The organism is Streptomyces zaehneri, from assembly GCF_032248645.1.
Lineage (GTDB): Bacteria > Actinomycetota > Actinomycetes > Streptomycetales > Streptomycetaceae > Streptomyces > Streptomyces coriariae.
This window is the reverse complement of record NZ_JASTTJ010000001.1, coordinates 478,377-489,697: the sequence shown is the minus strand read 5'-3', so window position 1 is coordinate 489,697 and position 11,321 is coordinate 478,377. Positions and strand designations below refer to the sequence as shown.

Sequence of the window (11,321 nt, the reverse complement as noted above, 5' to 3'; positions counted from 1 at the left end):
GACAGCCGGAAGTGGGCGGAGCGAAGCGCTCAGGGGCGCGCACCGCCCGGCACACCACCCGAAGCGCTTCCAGGCGCTGCCTGGATCGAGCGGTCGACGGGGAGTGAGAACACGCAGAGTCACGATGATCGATCGCTGCGTAACCATCGGCGCGTCGAACCCGTTGGAGGGGGCATGGGCTTCACGATCGGCGGCATTCGCGAGATCCGCTCCGGCGCGCGCAGGCGCGGTCGCTCGTCCGAGTGCACCGCCGTCGCCGAGTTCACGGGACTGTGGGGCTGGGACGCGGTGCCCGGCGCGCGAGCCGCGGCGGGCGCCTGCTCGTGCGGGCGCTCCGACTGCCGCGAACCCGGCGCGCATCCCCTGGCGTTCGCCCCGCGGATCCCCGCCGGAGCCACACTCGACGACGTGAGCAGGACCTGGTCGGAGTTCCCGGGCGCCGCGGTCATGCTGCCCGTGGGGCGCGCGTTCGACGTGATCGACGTCGCCGAACCCGCCGGCCGTCGCGCCCTGGTCCGGCTGGAGCGCATGGGCCTCCCCCTCGGCCCGGTCACCGCCACCCCCGAGGGCCGCACCCAGTTCTTCGTCGCCCCCGGCGGCGCCGCCGAACTGGCCGGCCTGCTCTACCGCATGGGCTGGGACGACCCGACCGCCCTGGACCTGCGCGGCCTCGGCCCCGGCACCTGCATCACGGCCCCGCCCTCCGACCGTGGCGGGCTCGGCCCGGTGCGCTGGCTGCGCCCACCCGCACTGGACTCGGCCACCCGCCCGCCGCAGGCCCGCCTGCTACTGGGCACCCTGGCCTATCTGGCCCACCGGTCGCGCGCCTGAGCCGGACGGCGCGCACACAGCCGAGCGCCCGCTCCCACTGCACCTGGGGGCGGGCGCTTCTCGCTCTTTCACGCCTGGACCGGCGCCGCTCCCGCGGCTCTGGCCGGTCGCCGTCGTGGGACCTCGATGGATGGTCGCGGTCCATGCGTGGCGGCTGACGGCTCTCAGTCGCCGATAAGGGCATCCACGAAGGCCTCCGGCTCGAAGGGCGCCAGGTCGTCCGCGCCCTCGCCGAGTCCGATCAGCTTGACCGGGACGCCCAGCTCGCGCTGGACCGCGATCACGATGCCGCCCTTCGCCGTGCCGTCCAGCTTGGTCAGGACGATGCCGGTGATGTTCACGACCTCGGCGAAGACACGGGCCTGGACGAGACCGTTCTGCCCGGTGGTGGCGTCGAGGACGAGCAGCACCTCGTCGAGCGGCGCGTGCTTCTCGACGACCCGCTTGACCTTGCCGAGCTCGTCCATGAGCCCGGTCTTGGTGTGCAGCCGCCCCGCGGTGTCGATGAGGACGACGTCCACCCCCATCTCCTTGCCCTCCTTCACCGCGTCGAACGCGACGGAGGCGGGATCGCCCGCCTCGGGGCCCCGCACGGTGTGCGCGCCGACTCGCTCGCCCCAGGTCTGGAGCTGGTCGGCGGCGGCGGCGCGGAAGGTGTCGGCGGCGCCGAGGACGACGGTCCGTCCGTCGGCCACGAGCACGCGCGCGAGCTTGCCGGTGGTGGTGGTCTTGCCGGTGCCGTTGACCCCGACGACCATCACGATGCCCGGCTTGCGCTCCTCGGGCTCGGTCTTCACGGTGCGGTCGACCTCGGTGCCGACCAGCGTGAGCAGCTCCTCGCGCAGCAGGCTGCGCAGCTCCTCGGGGGTGCGGGTGCCGAGCACCCTCACCCGCTCGCGCAGCCGGTCGACCAGCTCCTGGGTGGGCTGCACGCCGACGTCGGCGGTGAGCAGCGTGTCCTCGATCTCCTCCCAGGTGTCCTCGTCGAGGTGCTCGCGGGAGAGCAGCGTGAGCAGGCCCTTGCCGAGCGCGTTCTGCGAGCGGGACAGACGGGCGCGGAGGCGGACCAGCCGCCCCTCGGTGGGCTCCGGGATCTCGAGAGGCGGGGCGACGGGCGGTTCCTCGACGGCGGTGCCGGTCGAGCCGCCGTCGGGAAGATCCACCTCCTCTATCGTGCGGCGCGGTTCGTCGCGCGGCGTCTCGGCCTCGTCGCCGACGTGCGGCTCGGCCGGAGGGGCGGTGATGTCGGGCGCGGTGGGGGGCGGCGGGGGCAGCGACTTCTTCCGTCGGCTGCCGACCACGAGCCCGCCGAGCACACCGAGCACGACCACGGCGATGACTACAGCAAGGATGACGGTTTCCATAACCCGTCCAGTATGCGTGACCCCTCCCCGCCGGTGCGGGTGGCGACCCGGCCGCGCGTCAGTCCGTCGGCCCGCTCTTGTGCGGCGCGGCCCTCGCCCAGGAGCGCGGGCGCTGACAGCGGTCCTCGACCTCCGCGGGCGCGTCCGCGGGACAGCGGCAGTGCTCCGCGAGCCACAGCAGGTCGTCGGGGTCGGGCCAGCGGGCGACGCGCCCCCGCCCGGCCTCGCCCCGGGGGGCGGTCGGCACGACGGCTCGGGTCATGGCCGGAGCGTACGGCCGGCTCGTACCGACCCATGGCCATCTGACACATCGTCAGCTACGGTCCCCCACATCCGCCGAAGGGGGGCCTCCCATGCCCGTCACCGTCGTCCGTTTCAACCTCGTCGCTCCCGGCGCGACCCCGGCCGAGCTCGGTGTGCGGTACCGGGCCGCTCTGGAGATGGCCGCGTACGCCGACGAGTGCGGGGTCACGACCGTACAGACCGAGGAGCATCACGGGGCCGAGAACAACTGGCTGCCGTCGCCGTTCGCCTTCGCGGGCGCCGTGCTCGGCGCGACCCGGCGGCTCGCGGTCACCGTCTCGGCGGTGATCGGTCCGCTGCACGACCCGCTGCGGCTGGCCGAGGACATCGCGGTGCTCGACCTGCTGAGCGGCGGCCGGCTGGTCACGGTCGCCGGGATCGGGTACCGGCCCGAGGAGTACGACCGGGCGGGGGTGGACTGGAAGCGGCGCGGGCGGCTCCAGGACGAGCTTCTCGACACCCTGCTGAAGGCCTGGACCGGCGAGGAGTTCGAGTACCGGGGCCGTACCGTACGGGTCACCCCGCGTCCGTCCTCCGCTCCGCACCCCCTGCTGCTGGTCGGCGGCTCCTCGAAGGCGGCTGCCCGCCGGGCCGCCCGGCTCGGCCTGCCCTTCTTCCCCAGCGCGCACCTTCCGGAGCTGGAGGCGTACTACAAGGAGCGGCTCGTGGAGTACGGGACCGAGGGCTGGACGATGATGCCGGCCGCCGAGACCCCGCTGCTGCACATCGCCGAGGATCCGGACCGGGCGTGGGCCGAGTACGGCGAACACTTCCTGCACGAGGCACGGACGTACGCCTCCTGGCAGTCCGGCGAGATCCGCTCGGCGGTGCGGTCGGCGGCGGGCAGCGTCCGGGAGCTCCGGGACGAGGGGGTCTACCGGATCCTCACGCCGGACGAGTGCGTGGCGCAGGGGCTCGACAACCTCGTCCTGCATCCGCTGGCCGGCGGGATGCCGACGGCGGAGGGGTGGCGCGGACTGCGGCTGTTCTGCGAGAACGTGCTGCCCCGGCTCGACGGGTGAGCCGGGGCGGCGCGTCCTACGGGTATCGAGGAGCGGGCAGCGGGGATGTGGCCCGGCTCCTCGAGATCAGGGGGCTCGGGGGCCTCTCGCAGAGGCTCAGCCCATCTCCTCCAGCGACTTGCCCTTCGTCTCCTTGACGTACTTCAGGACGAACGGGATGGAGAGCGCGGCGAAGACCGTGTAGATCACGTAGGTCGCGGAGAGATTCCAGTCGGCCAGCGACGGGAAGCTCGCGGTGATGGCCCAGTTGGCGATCCACTGCGCGGAGGCGGCCACGCCGAGGGCGGCGGCACGGATCCGGTTGGGGAACATCTCGCCGAGGAAGACCCAGACGACCACGCCCCAGGACAGGGCGAAGAAGAGGACGAACACGTGGGCGGCGATCAGGGCGATCCAGCCCTGGGTGGCCGGCAGCTTGCCGTCGACCAGGTCGAAGGAGAACGCCCAGGCCTCCAGCCCGAGGCCGACGACCATGCCGATGGAGCCGATGAGGGCCAGCGGCTTGCGGCCGACGCGGTCCACGAAGATCATCGCGATCACGGTGCCGACGATGTTGATGATCGACGTGGTGAAGGAGTAGAAGAACGAGTCCGTCGGGTCGACGCCGACCGACTGCCACAGCGTCGAGGAGTAGTAGAAGGCGACGTTGATGCCGACGAACTGCTGGAAGACCGACAGGCCGATGCCGACCCAGACGATCGGCTTGAAGAAGAAGGAGCCGCCGAGCAGGTCCTTGAAGGTGGACTTGTGCTCGCTCCTCATCCCGTGCTCGATCTCGGCGACGCGGGCGTCCAGGTCGATCTTCTCGCCCTCGACCTCCTGGAGGATGCCGCGGGCCCGCTCGTACTTGCCGACGGAGATCAGGAAGCGCGGGGACTCGGGGATGGCGAAGGACAGCAGGCCGTAGAGGACGGCCGGGACCACCATGACGCCCAGCATGACCTGCCAGGCCTCCAGGCCCATGAGCTCGCCGCGCTGGTCGCCGCCGGCGGCGTTCAGCAGACCCCAGTTGACCAGCTGCGAGATCGCGATGCCGATGACGATCGCGGCCTGCTGGAAGGACCCGAGGCGGCCGCGGTAGGCGGGCGGGGCGACCTCCGCGATGTAGGCGGGGCCGATGACGGAGGCCATGCCGATGGCGAAGCCGCCGACGACCCGCCACGCGGCGAAGTCCCACAGCGCGAAGGGCAGCGCCGAGCCGACGGCGCTGACGGTGAACAGCACGGCGGCGATCTGCATGACCCGGATGCGGCCGATGCGGTCGGCGATACGGCCGGCGGTCGCGGCGCCGATGGCGCAGCCGATCAGGGCGATGGCGATGACCTGCGCCAGGGCCGCGGAGCCGACGTCGTAGCGGTCCCGGATGGCCTCGACCGCGCCGTTGATGACGGAGCTGTCGTAGCCGAAGAGGAAGCCGCCCATCGCGGCCGCCGCCGCGATGAAGATGACGTGCCCGAGATGATCGGGGTGAGCCGTCCCGGCTCCTGACTTTTGTGCCTGCTCTGTGCTGGTCACGTTCAACTCCTCGGGCCGCCGGCAACGCCGCCGACGGGATCAACACCTCCAGATAGGTGGTACCTGAAGGTAAAAGCAACGGTGCCGAGACTATGCCTTCAAGTGTCGAAGTCAAGAGGGTCCGACTGTGAGGTTTCAGCGCACATGCGAGGAGCATGTGTTCAACTCTTGAAGAGATGCTCGGAGCTTGGTTTCTGGTACCCCGCTCCGGGCCGCTCAGCGCAGGCGCTGGCTGATGACCTTCGACACACCGTCGCCCTGCATGGACACGCCGTACAGCGCGTCGGCGACCTCCATCGTGCGCTTCTGGTGCGTGATCACGATCAGCTGCGAGGACTCCTGGAGCTCCTGCATGATCCGGATCAGCCGCTGCAGGTTGGTGTCGTCGAGAGCGGCCTCGACCTCGTCCATGACATAGAACGGGCTGGGCCGGGCCTTGAAGATCGACACCAGCATGGCGACGGCGGTCAGCGACCGCTCGCCACCGGAGAGCAGGCTGAGCCGCTTGACCTTCTTGCCGGGCGGCCGGGCCTCGACGTCGACGCCCGTGGTGAGCATGTTGTCGGGGTCGGTCAGGATCAGCCGCCCCTCACCGCCCGGGAAGAGCCGGCTGAACACACCCTCGAACTGCCGTGCGGTGTCCCGGAACGCCTCGGTGAAGACCTGCTCGACCCGCTCGTCGACCTCCTTCACCACCTGAAGGAGGTCGGCACGGGTCTTCTTGAGGTCCTCCAGCTGCTCGCTGAGGAACTTGTGCCGCTCCTCCAGCGCGGAGAACTCCTCCAGGGCAAGCGGGTTCACCTTGCCGAGCTGCTGATAGGCGCGTTCGGCCGCCCGCAGCCGCTTCTCCTGCTCGGCCCGCAGGAAGCGCCTCGGCTGGTTGCGCGGGTCCTCGGGGTCCTCCGGCAGCACCTCGCCCTCGGCGGGCGGCGAGGGCGGCACCGGCTGGTGGGGTCCGTACTCGGAGACGAGCCCCGCGGGCTCCACGCCCAGCTCCTCCAGCGCCTTGGTCTCCAGCTGCTCGATCCGCATCCGCTTCTCGGCGCCGAGCACCTCGCCCCGGTGGACCGAGTCCGTCAGCTTGTCCAGCTCGGCCTTGAGGTCGCGTCCGGCGGTGCGGGCGGCGGCCAGTTCCTGCTCGCGCCGCGCCTTCGCGGCATCGGCGGCGACCCGCTCCGCCTCGGCCCGCCCGAGGGACACCTCGACATGGATGAGCAGTTGGCGCGCACCGGAGGCGACGGCCTCCGCGACGGCGGCCTCGTGCCGCAGCCGCGCCCGCCGCTGCTCGGCACGCGCGCGTGCCTCGCGTTCCGCCCGCGCGGCCCGGTCCAGCGAGTCGGCCCGCCCGGCCAGCCCCTTCACCCGCTCCTCGTGCGTACGGACCTGGAGCCGCGCCTCCATCTCGGTCTGCCGGGCGTTGGCCCCGTCCGCGGCGAGCCGGTCGCGCGCGGAGGTGTCGGGCTCCTCCTCGACCGGCATCTCCTCGGCGACGGCCAGCCGTTCGGCCAGTTCCTCGGCCTCTTCCACGGCCCGGTCCAGCGCCTCCTGCGCCCGCACCGCGGCCGCCGTGGACCGCTCGGCCTCACCGGCGGCGCCCCGAGCCTGGCCCGCGAGCCGCCCGAGCTGCTGGGCCACGGCCGACTTCTCCCGGTCGGCGGCCCGCCGCCGCTCCCCCGACTCCTCGACGAGCGCGGCACACTCCTTGCGCCGCTCCCCCGCCGCGAGCTGCGCCCGGGTCAACTCCTCGCACCGCACGGCCAGTTCCTCGAGCTCGGCCGCGGCCTCGTCGACGGACGCCTGCACCTCCAGCAGACTGGGCGCCCCGGCGGACCCGCCGTGCGCGAAGTGCGCCCCCAGCAGGTCGCCCTCGGCGGTGACGGCGGTCAGATCGGGCCTGGCGTAGACGACCTCCTCGGCGTCCTCCAGCGTGCCGACGACGACGATCCCCCGCAGGAGACGCCGTACGGCGGGCAGGAGATCGGCGGGGCCCCGGACGAGGTCGGCGGCGTACCGCGCTCCTTCGGTCTCCCGCGGCTCCTCGGGTACGTCGTCCGAAGCGCCGCTCAGCAACAGCGCGGCCCGGCCGCCGTCCTGCTTGCGCAGCAGGCGGATCGCCTCGGCGGCCGCGGACGGACCGGTCACGGCGAGGGCGTCCGCCGCCGCCCCGAAGGCCGCCGCGAGGGGAACCTCGTACCCCTGTGTCACCGTCAGCAGTCCGGCCGCCGGACCCAGCAGTCCGCTCAGCCGGTCCCGTGCGCCGAGCAGCGCGCCCGTGCCGTCCTTGCGGCGCAGGCCCATCGCCAGGGTCTCGTGGCGGGCCTGGGTCGCGGCGCGTCTGCGTTCGGCCCCCGTGAGCGCCTCGCGGGCGGAGGTGAGAGCGGCCTCCGCCTCGACGAGCCGGCGCTTGGCCGCCTCGTGCTGTTCCCCCAGCTCCTGGTCACCCGCGTCGAGGCCGTCGACCTCCGCCTTGAGCTCCTCGTACTCCTCCTGCGCGGTGACGGCCCGCTCCTGGGCCTCGTCGCGGGCGGCGGCGAGCCGGTCGATCTCGGCCTGGGCGGAGGCGGCACGCGAACGGGCCGCGTTGACCTGGCCGTTCAGCCTGGCCAGGCCTTCACGGCGGTCGGCGATGGACCGGGCGACGTCCTTCAGCCGACGTTCCTCGACGGCGAGCTCCCGCTCCAGGTCGGCGCGGTGGGAGACGGTGTCGTCGAGCGCGTGCTGGGCCGCTTCGAGGGCTGCCTCCAGCTCGGCCTCCTGCTCGCGGACCCGGGCGGCCTCGCGCTCCATGTCCTCGGGATCGCGGCCGCGGCGTTCCTCGGGCGGCGCGGAGGTCGCGCTCTTCACGCGCGCGTCGGCGAGCGAGATCGTGCCGCGGACGCGTTCGGCGAGCTGGGACAGCTCGTACCAGGTCTGCTGGGCACGCTGGAGGCGCGGCGCGAGCCGGCGGACCTCGTCCTCCAGGAGGGCCTCCCGCTGGAGGGCCTTGCGCAGTTCCTGCTCGGCGGCCTCCTTGCGCTCCTTGAGGGCGGCCTCGTCGGCGACCTCGGCCCGGAGGGCCTCGCGCAGCCGTACGAGATCGTCGGCGAGGAGGCGCAGGCGGGCGTCGCGCAGGTCGGCCTGGATGACGGCGGCGCGGCGGGCGACGGCGGCCTGACGGCCGAGAGGCTTGAGCTGACGCCGTAGTTCGTCGGTCAGGTCCTGCACGCGCGCGAGGTTGGCCTGCATCGCGTCCAGTTTCCTGAGCGCCTTCTCCTTGCGCTTGCGGTGCTTGAGGACGCCCGCGGCCTCCTCGATGAACGCGCGGCGGCCCATCGGATCGGCGTGCAGGACGGAGTCGAGCTGGCCCTGGCCGACGATGACGTGCATCTCGCGGCCGATGCCGGAGTCGGACAGCAGGTCCTGGATGTCGAGGAGCCGGCAGGTGTCACCGTTGATCTGGTATTCGCTGCCGCCGTTGCGGAACATGATCCGCGTGATGGTGACCTCGGCGTACTCGATGGGCAGCGCCCCGTCGGAGTTGTCGATGGTCAGGGACACCTCGGCGCGGCCCAGCGGGGGGCGGCCGGTGGTGCCGGCGAAGATGACGTCCTCCATCTTGCCGCCGCGCAGCGACTTGGCGCCCTGCTCGCCCATGACCCAGCTGAGCGCGTCGACGACGTTGGACTTGCCCGAGCCGTTCGGTCCGACGACGCACGTGATCCCCGGTTCGAACCTGAGCGTGGTCGCCGATGCGAACGACTTGAACCCTCGGAGGGTCAGGGCCTTGAGGTGCACGGCGCTGGACTCTACCTTCCGGGGGTGTCTCACTCCATGAACCCGCGGTTTCACCCATGAACGCGCAGGGCACACCAGACGTTAAGAGACTGAAAGGGTGCACGGGGGAAGCAGAAGAACGAGCGGGACGACGGCGGGAAAGACGAGGCGGGGGAAAGAAAGAAGGGACGCCGAAGCGTCCCTTGCAAACTCTGACAACTTAGCGGTCCGACGCGGTGAGATGAGCCGCCCGACCACTGCGTGTGCCGTTGTACAGCGGTGCAGCGATCAGGTGAGCGCAGGCTCCGCCTGGCGTGCGTCGATGCTCTCCAGAAGCGATTCGTGAGAAGCGGCAGCCGTCAGCGCGTCGTTCTCGGCCTGGATCCGTCCGAGCTCGGATTCCAGGTCCTGTACACGCTGCTGGAGCCGTCGCATCTCGGCGAGGAGTCGCGGGTCGGAGCCGCCGACGTAACCGAGAAGCGCCTTTGCCATGATGGATGGTCCTCCACAATGAGTGACCGACCGAAGCGGTGTGGGTCGTGAGGGATTCGCACCCGCGGTGCTTGCCAGGATCTTGGTGGTGCTGCCGTTCATCCATGCCAAACAGCTGAGGTGCGGGGGGTGCTTTCAGCGTCTCACCAAAAAGTTTGACGGTCAACACGATCACGCCCCGTATTGGCGGGCATCCCGGTGGCGCGCGGCCTGAACGGCGGCGCTGCGACTCCTGCGGGGCCCTCGGGGCGTGGCGATCATCCTGACGTGCGGAGCGTCCCACCGCAAGCAGTTCTCGGCAACCACCTGCCCCTTTTCGCCGGGGCAGGTGCCGCTGGCATGTACCGGCGCCCGTTCCGGGCCGCTCCGCGCGAATTCCTCAGCGGATGGCGAAGCCGTCGTAGCCGCCGCGCGGTGTGTCCCATATCTCGGTGACGCCGTCCACCCGCCCGGGCGTGTCGTCACCCAGGAGCCACCCGAGCAGCCCCTCACAGCCCTCTCGGGCCCCTTCCGCGACGACCTGAACCCGTCCGTCGGCCAGATTGAGAGCAAAACCACTCAGTCCGCCGATCTCCAGCGCCTTGGCCCGGGTGAACCAGCGGAAACCCACGCCCTGGACGTGTCCGCGCACCCAGGCGACCAGCCGTACATCCTCGTTCATGGGTGCAACCTAACCGGGCAAAGTCGCTCCGGGCGCTTCCCCCCTCAGGGCCATGCGGTACCGTCCCCACCCAATGATTCTCATATGAAACTCACTCGATCGGGTGAGTCAGGTCGACCAGAGGGCGCAGGAGGCGCGCGTCGCCCCGGCGCTTCGGCCGACCGACGGGAACACCGCTTGGACGAGGAAGGCAAGGACATGGGACGCCACCGACGCTCCGCCGCCGGCCGCGCCGCCACGAGCCGCGCCACGGGGGTCACACAGACGCACGGCTCGCACGCGGACAGTCACACCCCGCAGGACCCGTACGCCGCCGAGCGCCCCACGATGGGCATCGCCCCATATCTGAACCCGGAGGCGTACGCCGACTCCGTCGCCAGGAGCCGGGAGTACCTGTACGCCACCGGCGACGAGTACGCCCACGACGACACCGCGGTCTTCTCGGTGGACGGCTTCCTGCCCGACGACGGTGACCTTCGGCCGGGCTCGAACCGGGCGGCGGCCGGCCGCCGCCGCAAGCGCAAGGTCGCCACACCGGTCAAGTCGGGCCTGCTGGGTGTCTCCGCGGCCGTCGCCATCGGCACCGTCGCGGTGGCCACGGGCATGGTGCCCGGTCTCGACAACTACCAGCTCGGCGGCGGCAGCGGCGCGGGCGACAAGGTGCAGGCCGCCGACTCCCCGACCAACTCGGCCTCCGAGCAGGGCGGCACGTCCGGCTCCGCCGCCGACACCGAACGCGGTGGTACGTCGACCAGCCGCGACTCCGGCCGGTCCACCTCGCCCTCGGTCTCGCCCACGCCTTCCCCCTCCACCTCCACCGCGTCGGCGTCGCCGACCGAGACGGCCACCGAGAAGCCGCAGGCCACGCCCTCGAAGAAGCCGAAGACCACTCCGTCCAAGTCGAAGACGGCCACCAAGGCACCGGAGAAGTCCGAGTCCCCGGTGACGGTCTCGGCCGAGGCACAGGCCGCGGCCGAGGTGCTGAAGCTGGTCAACGAGGAGCGGGCCAAGGTCGGGTGCAGTGCCGTCTCCGCCAACAGCGCGCTGTCGACGCTCGCCGAGCAGTTCAGCGACGACATGGCCGCGCGCGGCTTCTTCGACCACACCGATCCGGACGGGGCGACCCCGTGGGACCGGGCCGCGAAGGCCGGGATATCCGACCTCGGCGGCGAGAACATAGCCCGTGGCCAGGCCGACGCGGCCGCGGTCATGGAGGCCTGGATGAACAGCCCCGGCCACAAGGCCAACATCCTGAACTGCGACTTCAAGACGCTGGGCGTCGGTGTCCACCTGGGCTCAGGCGGCCCTTGGTGGACACAGGACTTCGGCTACTAGGGCCGAAGAGGGATCGGGCGGCGGGTACCGGGCCCGCAGAAACGA

General features: G+C 71.7%; 9 protein-coding genes. 3 read left to right on the top strand and 6 right to left on the bottom strand.

Going from position 1 to position 11,321, the window contains the following annotated elements; translation table 11 throughout:
* Window positions 1-174: 174 nt before the first annotated feature.
* Window positions 175-831: a bifunctional DNA primase/polymerase gene (locus QQM72_RS02185; protein WP_314219049.1), complete on the top strand. Its 657-nt coding sequence runs from the start codon at window positions 175-177 to the stop codon at window positions 829-831.
* A 164-nt stretch (window positions 832-995) separates the two neighbouring features.
* On the opposite strand, the gene ftsY is transcribed toward QQM72_RS02185, so the two are convergent.
* Window positions 996-2,195 carry a signal recognition particle-docking protein FtsY gene (gene ftsY, locus QQM72_RS02180; RefSeq protein WP_314219048.1) on the bottom strand — a complete coding sequence of 400 codons (1,200 nt, stop codon included), beginning with the start codon at window positions 2,193-2,195 and terminating at the stop codon, window positions 996-998.
* 58 nt (window positions 2,196-2,253) lie between these two features.
* On the bottom strand, window positions 2,254-2,457 hold the full coding sequence (locus QQM72_RS02175; protein ID WP_314219047.1) for a hypothetical protein: 204 nt from the start codon (window positions 2,455-2,457) through the stop codon (window positions 2,254-2,256).
* 91 nt (window positions 2,458-2,548) lie between these two features.
* Between QQM72_RS02175 and QQM72_RS02170 the strand changes: the two genes are divergently transcribed.
* Window positions 2,549-3,520: an LLM class flavin-dependent oxidoreductase gene (locus QQM72_RS02170; RefSeq protein WP_314219046.1), complete on the top strand. Its 972-nt coding sequence runs from the start codon at window positions 2,549-2,551 to the stop codon at window positions 3,518-3,520.
* Window positions 3,521-3,616: 96 nt separating this feature from the next.
* Here QQM72_RS02170 and QQM72_RS02165 read toward each other — a convergent pair whose 3' ends face one another.
* The 4 genes from QQM72_RS02165 to QQM72_RS02150 form a co-directional block, all read right to left on the bottom strand.
* Window positions 3,617-5,035 carry a sugar porter family MFS transporter gene (locus QQM72_RS02165; protein ID WP_314219045.1) on the bottom strand — a complete coding sequence of 473 codons (1,419 nt, stop codon included), beginning with the start codon at window positions 5,033-5,035 and terminating at the stop codon, window positions 3,617-3,619.
* Between the two features lie 216 nt (window positions 5,036-5,251).
* The gene (gene smc / locus QQM72_RS02160) at window positions 5,252-8,809 is read right to left on the bottom strand and encodes a chromosome segregation protein SMC (RefSeq protein WP_314219044.1); all 3,558 of its coding nucleotides are present in this window, start codon (window positions 8,807-8,809) and stop codon (window positions 5,252-5,254) included.
* A 267-nt stretch (window positions 8,810-9,076) separates the two neighbouring features.
* Window positions 9,077-9,280, bottom strand: a complete 204-nt coding sequence (locus tag QQM72_RS02155; protein ID WP_020128723.1) for a hypothetical protein — start codon at window positions 9,278-9,280, stop codon at window positions 9,077-9,079.
* A gap of 379 nt (window positions 9,281-9,659) precedes the next feature.
* Window positions 9,660-9,941 (bottom strand): acylphosphatase, encoded by a 282-nt coding sequence (locus QQM72_RS02150; RefSeq protein WP_020128724.1) that lies wholly within the window; start codon window positions 9,939-9,941, stop codon window positions 9,660-9,662.
* A gap of 198 nt (window positions 9,942-10,139) precedes the next feature.
* On the opposite strand from QQM72_RS02150, the gene QQM72_RS02145 reads away from it, so the two are divergent.
* Window positions 10,140-11,276 carry a CAP domain-containing protein gene (locus tag QQM72_RS02145; RefSeq protein WP_314219043.1) on the top strand — a complete coding sequence of 379 codons (1,137 nt, stop codon included), beginning with the start codon at window positions 10,140-10,142 and terminating at the stop codon, window positions 11,274-11,276.
* The last annotated feature ends 45 nt before the right edge of the window (window positions 11,277-11,321 follow it).

Coding starts and splice junctions, on each gene's coding strand:
- QQM72_RS02150 (WP_020128724.1), bottom strand. CDS start 9,941: ATGAACGAGGATGTACGGCTGGTCGCCTGGGTGCGCGGACACGTCCAG.
- QQM72_RS02155 (WP_020128723.1), bottom strand. CDS start 9,280: ATGGCAAAGGCGCTTCTCGGTTACGTCGGCGGCTCCGACCCGCGACTC.
- QQM72_RS02185 (WP_314219049.1), top strand. CDS start 175: ATGGGCTTCACGATCGGCGGCATTCGCGAGATCCGCTCCGGCGCGCGC.
- QQM72_RS02175 (WP_314219047.1), bottom strand. CDS start 2,457: ATGACCCGAGCCGTCGTGCCGACCGCCCCCCGGGGCGAGGCCGGGCGG.
- QQM72_RS02170 (WP_314219046.1), top strand. CDS start 2,549: ATGCCCGTCACCGTCGTCCGTTTCAACCTCGTCGCTCCCGGCGCGACC.
- ftsY (WP_314219048.1), bottom strand. CDS start 2,195: ATGGAAACCGTCATCCTTGCTGTAGTCATCGCCGTGGTCGTGCTCGGT.
- QQM72_RS02145 (WP_314219043.1), top strand. CDS start 10,140: ATGGGACGCCACCGACGCTCCGCCGCCGGCCGCGCCGCCACGAGCCGC.